Raw genomic sequence first — 20,681 nt, forward strand, 5'->3', positions numbered from 1 at the left:
CAGGAGAAAAAAATGCGAGATACATTTAATAAAATGATGGGTCGAACTCGCTACGTCGTCTGTCGCATTATGTTACATTTAGGCGGGTCTGACGTAGCACCTATTATGGGGATTTTAAATCGCGCTGCTAGGGAAGCAGTAGATGGTGATGGTGACATGGAAGTCTTGGGGGAAGGGCTCGTAGAAGTTTCTCAGTCCCTTTTACAGTACGATGAGTACTGGCAATCAGCCGCGAATCAAGGCGACGTCTTTTGGAGTGAAGGAGAGGCTGGAGATTACGTAAATGAACTTTTTACTGACTCAGCTCAACGTTATTTGAGCGAACCCGATTATAGTGATGACTTTAGGGACAATCAACCGCTATCTCTCCCTGTTACCAGCAATGTCGTTGTCATGATTACGGTAGCATATGAGGGTGAAGTTCCAGATTTAGAAACTGACCTGGCGAATATACAAGCGCTTAAAGAGGGCTTGAAAGCGTTGATCAATTTGCATTACAAACATAAATTACGGGCTATTCAGGTACATTTCTCGCCAGCCCGGTTAGGAGATGAATTGACTGGTGACCAACTTCTACAATATTACCCAGAGTTGATACCCCTGTAGTTTTGGATCGGTCGTCCACACCTACCACATAATCGAGAAATTGTTAAGCTCAGGATAGGAAAATCATCATATGATCATGACAGTCTTGCGTAGGTTCACCGTTGTTTTTTTAGCCTTGAGTTTGTGCTTGACAACCGTTGCTTGCGGCGGTGGTGGAAACCAAGCTACAACACCGGGTGATAACAATCAAACTAGTCGAACAGTATCTAATACATCCAATAATAAATTGGCAGATGGTCAGTATCCCGTACAGCAAGCTGAGTACAATGATGCTGATGGGGAGTACACGTTGTTTCTGTTAAACGCTACACCCCCCAACTTTAAAACAGAAAATTTACAAATGGCAAGGTTGACTGATGACCAAATCAAGCAAGGTCAAAAAACCTACTTGAAGGTAGAAAACGGTCAGCCAGCATTGTACCTGACAGAAGATTTCAAAATCGAATACGTTCACAACGTTACCGAGACGAAGACTAACCCTCAAACCGGTCAACAAGAAACAGTTGTCGTTCGTCGAGAAAACAGTTTTTGGGCTCCTTTTGCTGGAGCAGCCGCAGGGAGTCTAGCAGGTCAGGCTATTGGTAGTCTTCTCTTTAGACCGCAATATTACGTTCCTCCTGCTTATCAGCCCGGTGGAGTCATTTACGGTTATGGTGGATACGGCAGAAGCTATACTGACGCAGTTCAAAGTTATCGCACTCGCTACAATGCACCGCCTGCTGTAGAGAGAAATAGAACTGCTTTCCGTACAACAGGAACTTTGAGACGAAGCTATCCTGGTAGCAGTACAACAACACGTACTGCACCACGTACTGTTCCTGGTAATCGCGCTACCGGTTCGGGTTATGGTGGTAGCACTCTTAGACCTTCTGGCTCTAGCACCTATCGGCGCAGCCCTGGTGGTAGCAGCTTTGGTAGTGGTGGTGCTAGTCGTTCGAGACCGCGTGCTGGTTTTGGTAGCAGAAGGCGCTAAATAAGCAAATAAAACTATTTTGTTTTTCGTTCTCAGGCTGAGGCTTGGGAATGCAATCCTTGAGGTTCTACCTCAAAGTAGGTAAATTAGATAGAGCGAAAGCCCACTAACATCAAATGGTGGGCTTTCGCTTTAAGCTGTCATGCATAGAATTTGCAGATTCTTCTTAGACCAATACGGTTCAGATAAGACTCGCTCCCCCATAGCCCCCCCCAATGAATTGGCTGCGGTGGTGTACACAAGTCTCCTAAAGTGCCTTCTGGCAGTTTCGATCCCCCCTAGCCCCCCTTAAAAAGGGGGGAAACTGCTTCAAGTTCCCCAATTTATCGGAGGATTGAGGGGGGTCTCTAAAGATGTGTACACAACCGTAGGATCAATTGGGGGGATCTTCAAGGATTAAATATTGTTAACTGAACCGCATTAAAATTGGAATTCAAGTAGCAATTTGCATCTTTATCCCCTATAGTCTGAGCGTTTCTGCGGTTAAGTAGTAATTTATTTAACTGCAAAAACACGGAGTATTCAAAGGCAAGAGATGAAAGAACTACTGAAGGTAAAGGCTGGGAACGAGACTCAAGCTGGTGAGCGATCGCTCTTAACAAAACTTAAGCTACGATCGCAGTTGGTTTGGGCCAGCGACCAAAAGCTTTACCCACGACTGCCAATTCTTGCATCAGGCGGTCAAAACGCTCTGGTGTCAGAGACTGCGGACCGTCGGATAGAGCTTTTGCAGGATTGGGGTGAACTTCTATCATTAAAGAGTCACATCCAGCGGCGATCGATGCCATTGCCATTGATGGTACGTATGCAGCCCAACCCGTACCGTGGCTGGGATCGATCATAATTGGTAAGTGAGTGAGATTTCGCAGAACTGGTACTGCAGATAAATCCACAGTATTGCGAGTGTACTGGCGATCGAAAGTCCGAATTCCCCGTTCGCACAAAATAACATTTGGATTGCCCGCAGCTAAAATGTATTCAGCTGCCATCAACCAATCTTCAATAGTTGCAGCCATTCCGCGCTTGAGAAGAACTGGTTTTGGTTGTGCGCCTACTTTTTTCAGTAGAGAGAAGTTTTGCATATTTCTCGCGCCTACTTGCACGACGTCCGCGATTTCTGCTACTACATCCAACTCAGCTGCATCCATCACTTCTGTAATAATGCCCAGCCCCGAGACTTCTCGTGCTTTTGCTAGTAATTCCAAAGCACTCTCGCCGTGTCCTTGGAAAGCGTAGGGTGAAGTTCGAGGTTTGTACGCGCCACCACGGAGAAATTGAGCACCAGATGCGCTCACTCTGCGTGCAGTCTCCACGATCATTTCTTCATTTTCTACCGAACAAGGACCAGCCACAACCACTACGGGGTGATGTTCGCCAAAGGTCACCGGTCCGTTGGGAGTATTGACAACGATCTCAGATGCTTCTCCATGACGATATTGACGGCTAGCCCGTTTAAAGGGCTGTTCTACCCGCAAAACTTGCTCAATCCAAGGGCTTACTTCTTGAATCTGCAACGGATCTAAGTCAGCAGTGTCACCGACAAGACCAATAACTACCTTGTGTTTACCAACGATTTTTTCTGGTGTCAGCCCCCACGTGCCTAGTTCCTCACTCAAACGGTCTACTTCCGCCTCAGGGGAACCAACCTTCATGACTATAATCATGCCAATCTTCCTGCTTAGATGTGATGAGATGCTTCTTAGAAAACGATATACCGTCAGTGACTGATTACTATAAACCTTTAGCAAAAGTTTTGAAAATAGGAACTAGGGAATTGGGATCGGGAATTGGGGAATGGGTATTGCGTACTGCTTATTTCCCGATCCCCAAGCCCTTATGCCCTCAAGTATTTTTTTGCTGAGTTTCGCGCCAAACTGTTACCATCCGTCCCCAGTTGGTTTTGAACTCATTCAAACCTAGTAAACCGCCGGCTCTCTCTTCATCCCAAGAGGCTGAGAGAATACCATAAGTGAGTCCCACTACTCCCAATCCAAAAAATCCCATATTCACAAGTAATACGGCGACGGGAGGCAGTTTAATGCCAGCATAAGTTAAGAGTAGATAGCTGACAACAAGAGTACTAATTCCTAAAGCAGTTGGAATGCCACAAAAGCCAGCCACTCTGCGAATCATCCGTTGGCTGACAATTTGGGGAATTGCCATTTCTTCTTTGGTAAAAGGAGCCTTTTTAGTGTCCTTTGCCTTCGTTTCTTGCTTGGTTACTACTGGCTGTTCGCTTTTTTCTTTTGCGGGCTTGCGGCGCTTTTTGTTTGGTTCAAAGGGCAAGCGATTGTGTTCGGATTCAGCAGGCATAAGCGGTTATCTCTATCCACGAATACCGAGACGCCCGATGAGAGCTAGGTAATGATCCCGGCTACCTTGTTGAACATAAGCAAGAAGGCGCTTGCGTTGACCGATCAATTTTAACAATCCCCGACGGGATGAATGGTCTTTCTTGTTGGATTGGAGATGTTCGCTGAGACGGTTAATTCTCTCTGTCAGCATTGCGATTTGAACATCAGCAGAACCTGTATCAGTTTCGTGAACTTGATAGTTAGAGATAATTTCTTGTTTGCGCTGTTGCTTTAATGCCATAATTCAACTTAGTTTTAGATTTTTGCAGCAGTTTTTCATAATATCACAGATGTTCCCTATCAGGTATCACCAGCAATTGCTAAATGATAACTGCTCAATGAGTGTTGAGTTTTACAAAGCACCCAGAAAACTTTAACACAACTTAAGATAGGCTTATGGTGTTACGTGTGGCAAGTTGGTGTTTGATTTAGATTCATTTTAGCAGTCAATTTTTATAGAGTGCGGATACGCACATAGCTATGAGAATTCTTGTCGTAGAAGATGATGATTTAATTGCTAAACCCCTTGTCCAAGCTCTATCGGAGCAACATTATGCTGTCGATATTGCTAGCGATGGTGAGGCAGGTTGGGAGTTTGTAGAAGCTTTTGCTTACGACTTGATCGTATTGGATGTTGGTTTGCCAAAGTTGGATGGCATTAGTCTGTGTCGGCGAATCCGATCGCGTGGCATTCACTCACCCATTATTTTGTTGACTGCTCAAGATAGCAGTACGCATAAAGTCGCTGGTTTGGATGCTGGAGCCGACGATTATATCACAAAGCCTTTTGATTTGCAAGAATTGCTAGCTCGTATTCGTGCTTCAATGCGACGGGGAGGTTTGGCTTTACCTCCAGAATTACAGTGGGAGAATCTCAAGCTAGACCCCAGTATATGTGAGGTTAAATATAACAACAAAACGCTCCACCTAACGCCAAAAGAGTACAGCTTACTCGAACTGTTTCTCCGCAATCCCCACCGCATATTTAATTGTGGTGCAATCATAGATCACCTGTGGTCATTTGAAGAACCACCAGGAGAGGATACGGTGAGAACTCATCTCAAGGGATTGCGAATGAAGCTCAAGAAAGCAGGTTTGGCAACCGATCCTATTGAAACAGTGTACGGTATTGGTTATCGTTTGAAAGCCCTAGAGGAAATTAAGAAACAAGGAGATAGGGGAAGCAAAAAGAAGGGGAGAGGAGGAGACCAGAAAAAGGGGGGACAAGAAAGCGAAAATTTACTCCCCACCTCCCCCAATCCGCCCATCTCCCTATCGCCCCAGCCTCCGAGTCCCACTCCCCAAGACCTGAAGTACCAAACTCAAAGAATCATTGCAAACGCTTGGGAAAAAGCTAAAGAAAAGATAGGCGATCGCATTACAGTCATAGAACAAGCCACCACAGCCCTGTTTGAGAATGTACTGAATGAGGAATTACGCTTGCAAGCACGTTCTGAGGCTCACAAGCTAGCTGGTTCTCTGGGGATGTTTGGTTTTGAATTTGGGTCACGCGTAGCCAGACAAATCGAAGAATTACTAGAAGTTGAGGTGCGACTGATTGGGGAACAAAAGTTGCAGCTGTCGGAACTCGTTGTATCGCTGCGTCGGGAGTTACAACTGACAAACGCTAAAGAGCAAGTTGAGGAATCATCAGTTGATGGTCGTCCTTTGGTGCTGTTAGTGGGATTGGAAAAACCACTAGACGATGAGTTGGTTAGGTCAGCCGATACTTGGAATGTACAAACATTTATAGTGTCCAAGCCGGGACTTGTAAAAAAACATTTCACCTCTCGACGTCCCGATGCAGTGGTATTAAATTTACAAGGTACCATGACTGACGAAGGTTTGGAGTTGCTAGCAGAATTAAACTGTTCTGCACCTCCGGTACCCGTTTTGGTGCTGACCGATCGCGATAGTTTACTCGATCGCGTGAAAATAGCCCGCTTGGGCGGACAGGGTTTTTTACAAAAACCAGTAGCATCGGCTATGGTATTGGAGACCATCGCAAATTTGATCCAACGCAATCGTCAAGCAACAGCGAAAGTCTTGTTTGTTGATGACGATCCGCTCATCTTAAATGCGATGTGTAGTTTGTTACAGCCTTGGGGATTAAAAGTTTCTACCTTAGAAAATCCTTTAGAATTTTGGGACACCTTAGAAGCCACAGCCCCAGATTTGTTGGTTTTGGATGTAGAAATGCCCCAAATGAGTGGAATTGAACTGTGTCAGGTTGTCCGAAACGATCCTCACTATTGTGGCTTACCCGTGTTATTTCTTACATCTCATACAGATGCGGAAACGATGCGTCGCGTGTTTGCTGTGGGTGCAGATGATTACGTATGCAAACCTATTGTTGGTCCAGAACTGGTGACGCGCATCCTCAACCGTCTGGAACGCTCGCGTCTTTTAAAAAACATGGCAGAAACGGATGCTTTAACGGGAGTCGCCAATCGCCGTCAATCAACTTACGAACTCAACGAGTTAATGAACTTATCGAGCCGTCACCATCAGCCTTTCTGTTTTGCTGTTCTTAAAGTAGACCGCCTCGCGCAAATCAATCAACAGTACGGTCATGCGATTGGAGATGAAGTTTTATCGCGATTGGGAAGAATTTTGCGCCGCGTATTTCAAAGTGATGTTGTTTGTCGTTGGGGAGGTGCGGAGTTCGTTGTTGGAATGTATGGAATGACACAAAAAGATGGGTGGCAGCGATTGGAGGAAGTCGCGGAAAATATCACTCAAGAAAATTTTATCGCTCCTGATGGGAGCCGTTTTCAGGTAACCTTTAGTGCAGGAGTAGCTCAGTATCCAAAACAAGGTGCTGACTTACAAGTCCTCTATCAAGCTGCCTTAGCAAGATGCGATCGCCCGTTCGCGTCCCAGAGAGCTTTTACTCGCGTCCGTGAAGCAGAACTGCGTGGGGATGCTGAAGGTGTCCGCGCATAGGACAGTCTCTTCTTTCCAAAATAGCCAAATCCAGTGTGAAACCTATAATGCTTGTGAATAGTAGGGAAGCCAATGAATTGCTTTAGTTTCCACAGCTAAAGCTGCCACCACTTGACAAAAAATAGTATAAAAAATTATAGGAAAATTGAGCGATGACTAATGGCAAAAATTTGTGGATTCCGATAATTGTAGGCACCAGCATTATAGTTCTCAATTTATTATTTTGGCAGGAGTTAATTCATCAAGAAAACGCATATGTAAAGAGGAATACTGAATTAGCTACAGCAAGCATCAGCCACGAGATCCAAGCCGAGCTCCAAGCACGAACCTTGGGATTGGTTCGCATGGCTAGGCGATGGGAACATGAAGGTGGAACTACCAAACCACAGTGGGAAGCGGACGCTTTAAACTATTACCGAGACTATCCCGGCTTTCAAGCACTCGAATGGGTAGATAAATCAAATTATGTCCGTTGGATTATTCCTTTAGCAGGAAATGAGGCAGCACAGAATTTTAATTTAACATTTGAGGAACGTCGCCGAACTGCTTTGGAAAAAGCAAGGAAAAACCAAAAAGTCACAATGACTCGTGTTGTCACCCTGGCTCAAGGCGGTAAAGGTTTTTTGATATCTGTACCCCTGTTTCCCAAAAATCAATTTGGTGGTTTTATTGTCGCGAGTTTTCGCACCCAAACTTTGTTAGATGCTATTTTAGGAAAAAATTTGCGGCAAAAATATGCGATCGCTATTTTTGATGGAAACGACAAAATTTATACAAACCAAGAACATCTGAGTCACAAGATTCCCGCTCAACAGCAACACTATACAGAAATTAATCTCAATGGTGTAACTTGGAATATAAAAGTTTTACCTACGCCAGAGACTACAGCTACAGAACGTTCTCCCCTTCCCAACGTCGTACTTGGTGGAGGTACATCAGTGGCTGTATTATTAGCGTGGGGAGTTTATCTCACCCAACAATCACGACGGCAAACACAGCACGTGAAAGCGATCAATCGTGAATTAGCGAGTAAAATTGCCGAAAGCCAGCAAGCAGAACGGGTGTTGCAAGAGTATACACAAGAAGTTGAAGATTTATACAATAATGCACCTTGCGGTTATCACTCTTTAGATAAAAACGGTACTTTTGTCCGTATTAACGATACCGAATTGAATTGGTTGGGATATACACGAGACGAAGTTGTTGGGAAAAAGAAATTTGCTGATGTTATTACAGCCTCAAGCTTGCCAACATTCCAAAAATCATTTGCACTTTTTCAACAGCAAGGCTCGATAAGTGACTTAGAATTTCAGATGCTTCGCAAGGATGGTACCATTTTACCCGTAGTTTTGAGTGCTACCGCCATCCAAGATGCAGTCGGAAACTTCCTCATGACGCGGAGTACAGTTTTCGATATTACTGTACGCAAACAAGCGGAAACAGAACTACGCAATCTCGGTACCGCTTTAGAAAGCGCTGTAGAAGGAATTTCCCAGTTTAATCCTGAAAGACGATACACCTACGTCAACCAAGCCTATGCCAGTATGGTAGGCTATCAACCCCAGGAAATACTGGGTATGGAATGGCAACAAACCGTGCATTCAGAAGACCAAGAAAAGGTCACGATCGCATACCAGAAAATGTTAGAAGATGGCAAAGCAGAAGTTGAAGCCAGAGGAGTCCGTCAAGATGGTTCGGTGTTTGATATGCAACTCGTTATGATTAAAGCTTGGGATCGGCACGAGAACTATCAAGGATATTACTGCTTTGTTAAAGATATCAGTCACCGTCGCGAGATTGAACGACTCAAAGATGAATTTGTCTCAGTTGTCAGTCACGAATTGAGAACCCCTCTGACCTCAATTCGCGGTTCTTTGGGTTTAGTCGCCAGTGGTGTCCTGAGCAGCCAACCCGAAAAAGCTCAACGAATGCTGGAAATCGCCGTCAATAACACTGACCGTTTAATTCGACTGATTAACGATATCCTTGATATTGAACGCATCGAATCAGGCAAAGTCACAATGACCAAACAAATCTGTGATGTGACCAGCTTGATGCAGCAATCAGTAGAAGAAATGCAGTCCATGACAGACAAAGCAGGAGTCACCCTCTCCGTGTCCCCCCAGTCGGCAAAGTTGTGGGCAGATCCTGACCGAATTGTACAAACTTTCACCAACTTACTCAGCAACGCCGTTAAATTTTCACCCCCGAGTAGCACTATTTGGTTTAGTGCCGAAATCCAAGAAGCCCCCACGCCCCTTGTCCTCTTCACTATCCGCGATCGAGGAAGAGGGATACCTGCTGATAAAATAGAAACCATTTTTGGACGGTTTCAACAGGTAGACGCTTCTGACTCACGTAAAAAAGGTGGTACTGGTTTGGGTCTTGCCATTTGCCGCAGTATCATACAGTGTCATGATGGGCACATTTGGGCAGAAAGTACTGTAGGGGAGGGCAGCACTTTTTACATCTCATTACCTTTGTATCGACAGGAAGAGCCAGTAATTCCATCCGTTCCATTAGACATTGATGATGGTCCACTGATATTGGTGTGCGATGACGATCCCTCAGTCCGGTCTGTCATGAGAGCTATGTTAGAACAACGAGGCTATCAAACGATATGTGCGGCTTCCGGACAAGAAGCAGTAGATCTGGCAATCAAACAGCAGCCAGATGTGATTTTTCTCAACCTCATGATGCCCGGTATGCACGGTTGGGAAACTTTAGGGGTATTAAAGCAGCAACCCCAGACTAAAGACATTCCTGCGATTGTTCTTAGCGGTTTAATGCCAGATGCCAGAAGTGTTCCCCATCCAGATGTCACTGAGTGGATTGTGAAACCTCCAGATGAAAAGTTATTATTTCAAGCGTTGGAAAGAGCACTCGCGGGAGAAAAAAGCCAGAGTTTGAAAGTACTCATTGTAGAAGATGATACAGATTTGGCACAAGTGTTGATTGCCATGTTTGAGCGTTACGGAGTGGAAACCTACCATGCCAAAACAGGACGAGAAGCCCTGCGTTTAAGCCAGCGTCTTGTTCCCGATTTACTGGTATTAGACCTAGCATTGCCGGAGGTAGATGGCTTTGCCGTGGTAGATTGGCTGCGGCACCACAGACGTTTGTGTACTGTTCCTTTGGTAGTTTATTGTGCTAAAGACCTCGATAACTGTGACCGAGAACGATTGAAACTGGGACAAACTCTCTTTTTTACTAAAGGACGCGTCACACCAGAAGAATTTGAAGAACATATAGTTAATTTATTAAATGGAATTATTCCAACAATTAAAGGGGATAACAGTGACAGCCAAACGCATTCTTATTATTGACGATGAAGAAGATATTAGAGAAGTCGCCCAACTTACCTTAGAGTCAGTAGGGGGTTGGGAAGTTTTTACAGCTGAATCGGGTATCGAAGGGCTGAAGTTAGCTGAAATTGAAAAACCAGATGCTATTCTATTGGATGTCATGATGCCAGATATGGACGGAATAGCAACTTTTCAGGAACTACAGGCCAATCCGGCGACTCAGAGCATTCCCGTAATTCTACTGACAGCAAAAGTGCAATCATCCGACCAGCGACGATTCGCAGAACTTGGTGTTCAAGGGCTAATTGCCAAACCGTTCAATCCCATGATGTTAAACGACCAACTGACACAGCTTCTGGGTTAGTGCTAGATGTTGCAAAAATTTTTTCCTCTCCACAGGTTCTTCATTTTTGGACTCTAACTTAAATATCAGGTGACCTCGGTTTGGAAATGGAGACTGCAATGAATTTAATTAACAGATTGACGCGTAGAGGTTGTTAGTTGTTAGTTGTTAGTTAATTGCTACTATTAACCACTAAGAACTACTCATGATTGACCAAGAACTAAATAAATTTGTTAATTATTCATTTGCAGTTTTTTTTAACACTTAACTTTGAAAAAGGATATGATAAATGTACGAGCAAGACTTCGAGAGGGAATATCAAGAATTTAACGCTGCTGTCAATTTGTTTGTCAATATTTTAAAGTTTAAAGACAGAGATCTAGTGGAAACCTGCGAACAAGTTTTGATGAACCTTATGGGTTCTAAATATACACAAAATATCATGAATGCAGCTTTGTTTCAACTAGCACAGAGTGCTCCTGATACTTGTCAGTGGATTTGGCAAAATTTTCCTTACCTTGATGCTTGTATTACTTTAAAAGAGTATGTAGTCATGCTCGCCGTACAAAAGTTAACCAGTCAAGGTTTTGTTTTAGGTCAAGATTTTAGTGCTACAGCTGATGGCGAACTGTTAGTTAATCAGAATGCACGTGCTGTCTTGATGCAAAGTATTTCTGATGCAGATCGTGTTTTTGTGACAGAAATTTTAGACGCAGCCCAACAAGAACCAACTTACTAAACGAGCGCAGCGATAAGCCGAAGGCTTAACGGCTTCAGCCCTAGCACGCTAATGCATGAGGTGGGCATTGCCCACCCAACCACACTACTAACTATTAGCTATTAATTATTAACAACCGATCGCTAACCACTAACCATTATGCTATTAAACAATTCACGTCATTTCGGTTTTCATCCTATTCAATCAATACGCCAATGGCTCGACTCTATAGAAATTAATGACTGTAAAGTTGCTCAACGCCTGTGCAAGACTATTCCAGCCCAGTGTCCCTTTGAACGCAAATTGACACTCTTTAATCGCACCATCTTATATATTCCACCTCTGTGCAAGCTAAATCCTTTCTACGAACAATTAGTCATGCTTCGGTTTAAGTCTTTAGTTTATCTTGCAGATGTATGCGGAGAAGATGTTACCGTATATTGTTAACTGGGCGTAGATTGCTGTACTAAGACTTTTGCTTGATATGCTTCAAGGTTGAGTATAATTTGACGATCGCTAGCTTCAATATTATTACCATCTATCCACTCGTGCCATTTTCCATCACAGGGAAAGTTAGGAACTAGATAATCATCATAATTTTGATCTGAGAAATTTGCAGCAACGACAACACGCTCACCCTGTTCGTTCCAACGAACATATGCCAAAACTTTTGCCTCTCGATTTTCATGGAAAAATTCTATATTGTTATTCTGCAAAGCAGTATTTTGTTTGCGTAAGGCAATCAGTTTTTTATAGTACTCAAATAAATCGCGATTTTGCTCTCTCTCTATCAATGCCCATGCTATCTTTTTAGGTTGATTGACATTTTCACTTTTACGCTTGTGTTCTCCAAACTCTTCACCCATCCACAGCATGGGAATACCCATGGCTGTCATAAGTAGTACAGCTGCTAACTTGGCTCTTTTAAATGCATCTTCATCAAAGATACCGCGATCGCCCAATTCTCTCAATAAGTGTTCGCGATCGTGAGTTGCTAAATAATTTATAACGTTTGTTGCTGCTGCATAACCCTGTCGCCTCGGATCTAAGATCTCCTTCAGCTTGTCTGGTTCAAACATTTCCCCAGTTATATGTGGTAAAACAAAATAGCGGAAACTTTCATGCCAGCAAGAATCCAACGGACCTTCAGGAGTGGTGATTTTACTGGTGTCAGGAATATGTTCGGCTATATTGAAAAATGGTTTGGGTGCTGTATTTTGTTTGGATTGTTGAGCTAGCCAAGTCAGAAATTCATCGTTAGCCAATTGTCGCACAGCATCAAAACGAATTCCATCAATGTGATATTCTTGAACCCAATATTTTACGACATCTCCAACGTACTTCCAAGCGGGCTTAACGTCTAACCGTTCATCGTAGTTGTTATAATTAAACTCCGGTCCCCAGTAGTTACCTGGATCTTCCGGATAATGCATGTGTTCGTAATACCAATAATTTCGGTCAATTAACATCAGAGGACATTCTTCATCCGTATGGTTGTAAATTCCATCCATAAAAACTCGAATCCCTCTACCATGACACTCATCAATAAAGCGCTTTAAATCTTCCGTTGAACCATAGCTAGATTCTGTAGCGAAGTAATGGCGGACTTTGTACCCCCAGCTATAGTCACCCGGATATTCATTCACTGGCATTAATTCGATCGCATTGATTCCCAATTCGCTAAGATAATCTAACTTCTCAATAGCATCTATATATTTTCCACGTTTGTATCGGTCAACTTCACCACCAGTGAAATCCGCAACGTGCATTTCATATATCACTAATTCACAATTGCTAGGTAATGGCGTGCGATCGTGTTGCCAAATATAAGTATCAACAATTTTTTTCCCACCTGCGATCCGAACTATACTAACTTTTCTGTCTTCATCAACATCTGTTGCGTAAGGATCGATAACATCCACCCACCGATCTGGTTCAAATTGCGGGCTCTTTGTTTGTACGCGAAATTTATACTGATATACTCCATCTTTGAGTTCTGCGTGAGTGCGGAAATAACCATCTTCACACTTTTCCATTGGTATCTCTTTCCAGTCGGAGAAAGAACCAATCAGAGCAACACCATTATTGCGGGGAGCAAATAGTTCAAATTTGATTGCACTTGTCATTTAGGACTTGTTATTTAGAAATTGAGAGATGGGGAGATGGAGGAATGGGGATTGGTACAGACAAGGTAGAATTTTCTCCCTTGTCTCCCTGGTCCCCAGTTACCATTTAAAGAATTTTCTAAGCAGCTGGTGTAACAATTGGTGTAGGAGTATTTGTCACGGAGTAATTATCTAGGATAGGCTTGCGAGTTTTTAAGTCAAATTTATATCCGTTTGGTAGGATATGAAGCCTTGCTCCACAAATGGCTAAGGGTTCATCCTTCAAAATCTCACCAACATTGCTGTGCATGACTGATGAGTCATCAACAACTGTGATACAACCTTCTCCAACCACTTCAAATTGGTTATCGGTTACTATAATGGCTGTATTCTCGTCAATCCCAAATCCCAAAACAGCCGGCTGCTGAGCTAAAGCAGCAATTAAACGCCCCAACCGTCCGCGTTGTGAGAAGTGCTGGTCTATAACCACTCCTGGTAAAAAAGCCATCCCAGGACCCATCTCTACAATTTCCATTCGAGGATTTGTTTCTGAGTCACCCTCTACAATCATCACGTCGGGCATAACTGCAGCACCCGCACTAGTTCCGCCTACCACTATTCCTTCGGAGTAACGGTTGTGAATAGCTTTATCAAGATCGGTGTCTTTCAGGACACTCGTGATTCGAGCTTGATCTCCTCCTGTAAAAAATATACCAGTCGCTTCATTAACTGCTTCTAACGCTGTCGATGAAGAAGCATCACTGCGAGTTTCCGTATCAACTATACGAACATTCTCGGCTCCGAGACGTTCAAAGACTCTAATATAATTTTCTCCAACTTCTCTAGGCAGCTCTGTTGCTGCGGTCATAATAACAATTCTGGCTTTTGTACCCCCAGCACGACGAACGAACTCCCGAAGAATTTGACAATCTCCTTCTTTGTCTTCGGCACCTCCAATAATGACTAACTGTCTTTTAATTTCACTAGCTACCATATAGCCACCTCATAAAAGTTATTATTTTTAATAAAACATGGCTATCAATCGTAAGAGAACACCCGTTTGGTAGATTACAATACAAAAAATAAATCTGTATTATTGTAGAGAACAAAGTAGTTTTAATTTTGTAAATCTTTTATTAAGATAAATGAATGCGGCTCTTTCCTGTTCGGCTATATCTGAGCATTACTACTCATTTTTAAAGAACGAATCGCACTTCAGTTCTACTGAGGTAAAATTTGGAATTCGTCTTGAAATTTCTTCTACCGACACTTTAAAAAGAAGAACTTGAGAGCGATCGCCCTAGCTTTTACCCCGGCACTGCAGGTACTTCTCGGAGCAAGTCGGGTTCGTTATGTACAAATGTAATTTGCAATGTCCCTACTAACTGTTTCTCTTTCAGTGCCGAGTCATTAGCAGGTATAAGTTGCTCGAAGCTCTCTTGGCTCAAATGCAAACCTGTCTCTTGCAAAGATGCAGCGAGTTTTTCCAAGTTACCGCTTGGCACCTCAAAGTTGATGCAGATTAAGACGTTCGAGTACAGGTGGAAGTCAGTCACCCAAGCACCTGCTTGGTTAATCGCCTCACTCACACGAGCAGTCATCTGAATCCGTTCTGCTTTAGTAAACCCATCTAGGCGTAGGAATCGTTGCTCAAACACAAGCTAACCTCTGAAGTGAATCAGTTCCATAATAGAGAGTTACGGGAGATCTGTCTTCATCCTGTAAGGTCACCGACTTGGGTGATTATGAAGACAGCACTGGATGGGTAAACTTTATCGAGCGGGTTGAGAAATGACGATCTCTATTCCCTTTGACGTGTCATTTCATTTTGATGATGATTTACGTGAGGTTCCAAACAATCCTACTGAAATGCAACAAGCATTGAAATTTCTGCAATCCCAACTTAAGGATAATGCAATTGAAATAAAGAGCCAAATTCAGCTTCTTGGATTAATTGGTGTTTATTCCCGCATATTGAAAGACTTTGCGGTTGCCCAGCAAGCTCTAACTTCAGCTGTTGAGCTATCAGAATTGGTTGGTTCTAAACAGTTGAGAACTGCGAATATGATTCGGTTAGCTCATGTTTATCAATGGCAGAAGGACTACGCGATTAGCGAGCAATTATTGTATGAAACGATTGCTCTTTGCCAGTGCGATTCTGACTTAACATTCTATCTTGATTTTGCATATCAACATATGGGGAAATGCAAATTTGATCGACACCAGTATGAAGCAGCACGGGGTTTTTTTGAACAAGCCCTGTCTCTTCGCAACAGTAAAGGCGATCGGTCTTCGATCGAGTCAACTCAGTTTGCGCTCGACGCTGTCAATCGTCGTAGTTTAAGCGCAGGTTAACTAGTAGGTAAGTAGGTAAACTGTTGACCGAGAGGGGGCGGGGGGGGAGGGTGGGTTTTTTTGTGAGCTACCCACCAGTAACTGAAGATGAGACAATGCTTTAAAGCTATGTGGAAAAAGATTTTCTTAAAAAGTTTTGAGTTATTACCAATTCGGGTCAGTGGCTGCGCGATCGCCTTCACTTGAGTTTACAGCACTCTCTTTAGGAATTCAGAACCGATCTGTCAATATCAAAAAGCAATTCACACAGAAAAGAGCGAGCCTCTTCTAAAGAAAAGTGTCTGGGCTTTCCCTGAAAAACGATTTGGTATTCGTTACTGTTGGGACCATCTCCGTATCCAGAAATCAGTTTGTGGTGAAAAGCTTCTTCTGCAAGGTGTTGAACTTCATTTCTAAGAACAACTTCTGTATTCATCATAGTCTGTCGTCTCCTATAATTATACAAACAGTGATTTAGCAAGTATAAAAAATACAAAGGGATTGCGACTACTTTCAAAAGTTGTATCTTTTGGCTCGGTCTGGTGAAGGACAAATAACGAACTAGGCTATAGAACTGTAACCTAATTCCTGTTGAGATTTGTTCCCTGTTAGAGTGTTCCTTAGTTCCCTTGTTCAATGATTATGCCTTTAGGATAACTAAAAGTCATTATATTGGAGTTACAATAAGCAGGCATAAGCGTAGCATTTGATCCAAAACTCAAGTGTAACGTGTACGGTGTAGCGCGGCCTGTTGCCATCGCTTCGCAAGTAGTATTCAATTTACAAGATAGTAACTCAGTCTGGAGAAAGCATATATACCTCCAGCTCAGGTGTTTAGCCAAAGGTCTAGAGTCAATGGTTCAAGACAGAGTTGCAGAGCCAATCCGCGTTAACGCAAGAAAGACGGATGCGTTCGATATTTTCAACTTTAAGCATTACGTTGGTCCGAATCCCTATTTAGAAACAGGGGCACTAGTATTTGATTTTACTTTGACTCAATTTACAGAACCTCTGCCTGTAGAGGATTATGTTGCAGTCATTAGCGATCGCTATCCAAATTTGGGTAACGAAACCTACGATTCCCATGCCCATCTGTTTGCACGTACTTTATCAGAAGTTGGAAAGCTACAAATGGATTTACACCTCTTCAGATGGGGTATAAAACCGTATTCCGATTTTACGAGGATTAGCTTGCAGTCATTGCACGAACGCACAACACGGGGTGTTGTTTACTTTGTTTGGGATTGGTTTGAAGCCATAACTCGGGACAAAGAAATTACCTTTGAAGAACAAATTTCAAGCCTTCAAAAGCGGTTTCGGCAATCTGTCTATGGTGGACCAACAGTCTACACTCTACTGCGAACAGCTTTCCATAAAGGTATTCCTGCATTCTACTTGTGGGATGAAGGACTTACTCAGTATGGATATGGCAAGAAACAGGTTCGGGGTATAGCCACAACATTTGATAGCGACAGCCACGTCGATTCCGACTTCACAACCCGTAAAGATGACTGTAAAGCTTTTTTAAGAACTTTGGGATTCCCAGTTCCTAAAGGAGATATTGTTGTAACAGAAAAGGAAGCCCTTGCAGTTGCTAGAGAGATTGGTTATCCAGTAGCAGTGAAGCCAGTCGTCGGTCACAAAGGAATTGGAGTCACCGCAGAAGTGCGAGACGAATACGAACTAGAATCCGCTTTCGATCGCGCACTCAAGGCAATTCCAGAAAACGAATCGACACGTATCATTGTTGAAAAAAGCATTATAGGTGCTGATTTTCGCCTGCTGTGTGTCAATGGTAGATTTGTTGCTGCTACGGAACGTCGTCCTGCATGGGTAGTGGGTGACGGTGACTCAACTATTGAAGAATTAATCCGAGAAGAAAACCGAAAACCCGGACGGTGGGACACTCCAACCTCAGCAATGGCTAAAATTCAGTGTGATGAGGCTATGGAACAGTACCTCGACCAGCAGCGCTTGTCACTTGACAGTGTCCTTGAGAAAGACCGTAAAGTTTATCTTCGTAAAGTTGCTAACCTCTCATCAGGAGGAGTTAGCATTGATGCAACGCGTGAAATTCATCCAGACAATATTATTTTGGCGCAAGACATTGCCCAGCACTTCCGACTCATTTGCTTGGGGATCGATGTGATTGCTCGAAATCTTAACGAATCTTGGAAGTCAGGCGACTTTGCCATTTTAGAAATCAACGCCGCGCCAGGGATTTTGATGCATCTTAACCCTGCTATAGGAGAAAGTGTTGATGTTCCTTCATCTATCCTAGAAACTTTTTATAAGTCAGGGATAGATGCCAGAATACCCATAATTACCTTTAACAACATCTCCGTACAGGAACTTCAAGAAACAATAGACCACATTCTTTTACAACATCCTGACTGGACAATCGGTGCTGTTTGTCGGGAGGGGGTTTTCGTCAATCGTTCGGAAAAAATTCTCAATAAAGATTACAACTCCAACCTCCTAACATTGCTACGCAATCCCAAGCTTGATTTGCTGATTGCTGAGTATAAAGAAGACGTTTTAGAGAAGGAAGGGATGTTCTATTACGGAAGTAATATGGTCGTTCTCGATAACCCCACGGAAACTGAGACGGTACTGACACGGGACGTTTTTGAAGACTCCACTGTGGTTATTAGAAAAGGAGATAATATTTCCATCCGGCGCAAGGGATTGATTGAAGAATACTCTTTGGGAGAACATGAACCGTTTACACGGGTTTATTTGAAGGAAATTGGCACAGTTTTGTAATACGTGCATTACAAAGAGATAACAAAAGTAGAGACATAGCAAGCTATGTCTCTACTGTTAAAGATAACTCCGTTAGGTATAGGCTTTACAACTATAAGTTGTCAATCTCGTTAACTTTTTGAAGTGCGGGAAAACCATTCTTGATAGTTTTTCTGATGTTCTTCGTCCTCTACAACGATAGTGACTCTTACCGCCTTACAGCCATGGTTTCGTTCAAGAGCGATCGCATTTAAAAGCAAACTGGCGATTTTAGGAGAACTAAATTCACCACTGACGGTTAAACTCCCATCAAAACTATCAGTTGAATGCAAGCTATCCGTGTCAGCAAACTCAAAATCAGCTGAGATATCTCCTTGGCTTAAATCTATTTCTGCAAGTTGTTTGCGTTCCGGGCTTACTTGCTCGACAATCAATTTTTCACTCCGAATAGGTACCTGTACCATCCGGGTTTCTACTTGCTTGCGAACGATCACTTCACCAACTTTTCTTTTACTGCGGTCTACAATTACGCGTTCTCCAAGCAACCGCACTATCTCTTCTACAGAAGAGATATTCCCATCATTTGTATTGACTATACTATTTGAAATTACTGAAGTATCTTGTGTATTTCCTGCTAAAGTATTTGAATTATCTTCCATTGTACTAATTTGGCTGTTTTTCTCTAGAGGGTTTTCCAATAATCTTATCTCTGTTTTTTTAACTTTTAAAAAAATACATTTAATTTGAGAGTCAATTTTCTCTACTAACTTACTACTTAGTAAAAAAGTTTGATATTTCTCGTCTGAATTTCTATTTGTATTAACTACAAAACTAATTTGACGATTGACATCAATAATTAAATCTTGCACTTCACCTACTAGCTGATTTTGCCTATCCATAATGGTAAATTTACGCACTTTTTGGCGCAAGCTTTCCAGCAAAGTACTAATTCTGGCAATTTTGCTAGTGTCTTTATTACCTATACCAGGCATTGTCTTATTCATTGTTCTTCTTAATTAGATTAAGAATTGGTTGCTTTAACAGGCTTTAAGATCCCCAGCTTCTGAAAAGAAGTCGGGGATCTGACCGTTCTAGTTTGTTCAACTAGAGGGAAAAATACAAGGGATTAGCGCTCATCAATTGGGAGACCGGGAGCGTTAACGTCTAGTTCTTCGCGACGAATTGTCTCTTGTTCTTCTACAGTATCCCGATCTACAACTTTTCTAACTCGAACTTCTTCGCGCAGGACAGCTTCCTTACGGATGTCAGGAGTTTCTTCGTAGATTTCCATACGAGCAACTTCGCCTTCACGGAAGTTTGCTTCCCCAGGATTCACTGCTCTACCTGCATCTGTTGGCGTTACCCGCTCAACAATAACTCTCTCTTTCTCTATTGGAACTGCAACTCTTGCTGTTTCAGTTTCAATGTGTTTGCCAATAGCGACTTCACCAGCCTTGATCCGTCTCTTATTAGCAATCAATCGTTCTTCGTATAGTCTCAGCGTTTGATGATCGCGATCGTTCATCCCATACAAAGATGGCTCAGCATCGTAACGGTATGTATTGCGATCGTAGCTAGTGGTGTTAGCGGTAGTTGCAGGCTGATTGATTGAGGCTGCTACTCGATTTGCTGCAGATCCAGCTGCATAATTAGCATCTAGAGGAGCAGATGCTTCCAAAGGAGTCGAAGTTTCTAGAGGAGCAGATGCTTCTAAAGGAGTTTTAGTACCGACAGGACTGCGATAAACGTTACGCAGACGCTCTTCATAGTCGTAATCAATAGCGTCACGTTCGTTGAACTCTGGCAAATTATCTGCTTGCTCTCTCGTCATTCCTACGGCGTACACGCGATTTGTATTGTAATCGATGCGAGCGCGACCAATAGGAAGCAATACTTTCTTACCAAAAATCCAAAAACCTAAATCAACAACAAAGTAGCGAAAACGACCTTCATCATCAACTAAAACATCGTTAACTGTACCAATTTTCTGGTCGCTTCCTTCTTCATAGACACTCATTCCTTTGATGTCATCGCCACCAAATGTGTCTTTATAGTTTGGATCGAAATCAGAAACTTTATAAAGAGGCATATTTTTACCCTCCAACTATTTTTCTCTCTTACTCAGTCATGTTAAAAGAAGAATTTCTATGATTCCTCTCTCCTACGAATGACTTAATTAGACTTGTTATTAGTTAGTTTTTCTTGGATCGAACTCTCAACGAATACCCACCATCTACTCACTTTTATGACTT

18 protein-coding genes are annotated in these 20,681 nt (G+C 42.8%); 9 read left to right on the top strand and 9 right to left on the bottom strand.

Translation table 11 applies throughout. The features are described from left to right. Nucleotides 1-12: 12 nt before the first annotated feature. Nucleotides 13-606 carry a DUF1517 domain-containing protein gene (locus HC643_RS37110; protein ID WP_038073121.1) on the top strand — a complete coding sequence of 198 codons (594 nt, stop codon included), beginning with the start codon at nt 13-15 and terminating at the stop codon, nt 604-606. Between the two features lie 70 nt (nt 607-676). Next, nucleotides 677-1,579 (top strand): hypothetical protein, encoded by a 903-nt coding sequence (locus HC643_RS37115; protein ID WP_038073119.1) that lies wholly within the window; start codon nt 677-679, stop codon nt 1,577-1,579. A gap of 605 nt (nt 1,580-2,184) precedes the next feature. On the opposite strand, the gene aroF is transcribed toward HC643_RS37115, so the two are convergent. The 3 genes from aroF to rpsO all read right to left on the bottom strand — a co-directional run bounded on the left by aroF (nt 2,185) and on the right by rpsO (nt 4,174). Continuing rightward, nucleotides 2,185-3,243 (bottom strand): 3-deoxy-7-phosphoheptulonate synthase, encoded by a 1,059-nt coding sequence (aroF, locus tag HC643_RS37120; protein WP_038073117.1) that lies wholly within the window; start codon nt 3,241-3,243, stop codon nt 2,185-2,187. Nucleotides 3,244-3,421: 178 nt separating this feature from the next. After that, on the bottom strand, nt 3,422-3,892 hold the full coding sequence (locus HC643_RS37125; protein WP_038073115.1) for a PAM68 family protein: 471 nt from the start codon (nt 3,890-3,892) through the stop codon (nt 3,422-3,424). Nucleotides 3,893-3,904: 12 nt separating this feature from the next. Continuing rightward, nucleotides 3,905-4,174, bottom strand: coding sequence for a 30S ribosomal protein S15 (gene rpsO / locus HC643_RS37130; protein ID WP_038073113.1), 270 nt, complete (start codon nt 4,172-4,174; stop codon nt 3,905-3,907). A gap of 239 nt (nt 4,175-4,413) precedes the next feature. Between rpsO and HC643_RS37135 the strand changes: the two genes are divergently transcribed. From HC643_RS37135 to HC643_RS37155, 5 genes are all read left to right on the top strand, one after another. Then, entirely contained in the window at nt 4,414-6,879 is a 2,466-nt protein-coding gene (locus tag HC643_RS37135) for a response regulator (RefSeq protein WP_038073111.1), read from the top strand. A gap of 152 nt (nt 6,880-7,031) precedes the next feature. Then, nucleotides 7,032-10,205, top strand: coding sequence for a response regulator (locus tag HC643_RS37140; protein WP_038073109.1), 3,174 nt, complete (start codon nt 7,032-7,034; stop codon nt 10,203-10,205). Beyond that, complete coding sequence (locus HC643_RS37145) at nt 10,177-10,548, top strand: response regulator (protein ID WP_038073107.1); 372 nt, start codon at nt 10,177-10,179, stop codon at nt 10,546-10,548. Before HC643_RS37140 ends, HC643_RS37145 begins: the two co-directional genes overlap by 29 nt. 268 nt (nt 10,549-10,816) lie before the next feature. Then, on the top strand, nt 10,817-11,266 hold the full coding sequence (locus tag HC643_RS37150) for a hypothetical protein (protein WP_038073105.1): 450 nt from the start codon (nt 10,817-10,819) through the stop codon (nt 11,264-11,266). A 138-nt stretch (nt 11,267-11,404) separates the two neighbouring features. Next, nucleotides 11,405-11,692: a Mo-dependent nitrogenase C-terminal domain-containing protein gene (locus tag HC643_RS37155; protein ID WP_050045508.1), complete on the top strand. Its 288-nt coding sequence runs from the start codon at nt 11,405-11,407 to the stop codon at nt 11,690-11,692. Here HC643_RS37155 and HC643_RS37160 read toward each other — a convergent pair. The 3 genes from HC643_RS37160 to HC643_RS37170 form a co-directional block, all read right to left on the bottom strand. After that, nucleotides 11,689-13,371, bottom strand: coding sequence for an alpha-amylase family glycosyl hydrolase (locus HC643_RS37160; protein WP_038073103.1), 1,683 nt, complete (start codon nt 13,369-13,371; stop codon nt 11,689-11,691). The genes HC643_RS37155 and HC643_RS37160 overlap by 4 nt on opposite strands. A gap of 118 nt (nt 13,372-13,489) precedes the next feature. Continuing rightward, nucleotides 13,490-14,344, bottom strand: a complete 855-nt coding sequence (locus HC643_RS37165) for a cyanophycinase (RefSeq protein WP_038073102.1) — start codon at nt 14,342-14,344, stop codon at nt 13,490-13,492. Nucleotides 14,345-14,657: 313 nt separating this feature from the next. After that, complete coding sequence (locus tag HC643_RS37170) at nt 14,658-15,008, bottom strand: hypothetical protein (protein ID WP_137986200.1); 351 nt, start codon at nt 15,006-15,008, stop codon at nt 14,658-14,660. A 133-nt stretch (nt 15,009-15,141) separates the two neighbouring features. On the opposite strand from HC643_RS37170, the gene HC643_RS37175 reads away from it, so the two are divergent. Beyond that, the gene (locus HC643_RS37175; RefSeq protein WP_038073097.1) at nt 15,142-15,705 is read left to right on the top strand and encodes a tetratricopeptide repeat protein; all 564 of its coding nucleotides are present in this window, start codon (nt 15,142-15,144) and stop codon (nt 15,703-15,705) included. 202 nt (nt 15,706-15,907) lie between these two features. On the opposite strand, the gene HC643_RS37180 is transcribed toward HC643_RS37175, so the two are convergent. Beyond that, nucleotides 15,908-16,123 (bottom strand): hypothetical protein, encoded by a 216-nt coding sequence (locus tag HC643_RS37180; protein WP_038073094.1) that lies wholly within the window; start codon nt 16,121-16,123, stop codon nt 15,908-15,910. Nucleotides 16,124-16,539: 416 nt separating this feature from the next. Here HC643_RS37180 and HC643_RS37185 point away from each other — a divergent pair, with 416 nt between their 5' ends. Beyond that, entirely contained in the window at nt 16,540-18,450 is a 1,911-nt protein-coding gene (locus HC643_RS37185) for an ATP-binding protein (protein WP_038073194.1), read from the top strand. Nucleotides 18,451-18,560: 110 nt separating this feature from the next. On the opposite strand, the gene HC643_RS37190 is transcribed toward HC643_RS37185, so the two are convergent. Both HC643_RS37190 and HC643_RS37195 read right to left on the bottom strand, forming a co-directional pair. Then, nucleotides 18,561-19,433 (bottom strand): DUF2382 domain-containing protein, encoded by an 873-nt coding sequence (locus tag HC643_RS37190; RefSeq protein WP_050045507.1) that lies wholly within the window; start codon nt 19,431-19,433, stop codon nt 18,561-18,563. 122 nt (nt 19,434-19,555) lie between these two features. Beyond that, nucleotides 19,556-20,518: a DUF2382 domain-containing protein gene (locus tag HC643_RS37195; protein WP_038073092.1), complete on the bottom strand. Its 963-nt coding sequence runs from the start codon at nt 20,516-20,518 to the stop codon at nt 19,556-19,558. Nucleotides 20,519-20,681 lie beyond the last annotated feature (163 nt).

This window comes from Tolypothrix bouteillei VB521301, from assembly GCF_000760695.4.
GTDB classification, from domain to species: Bacteria; Cyanobacteriota; Cyanobacteriia; order Cyanobacteriales; family Nostocaceae; genus Scytonema; species Scytonema bouteillei_A.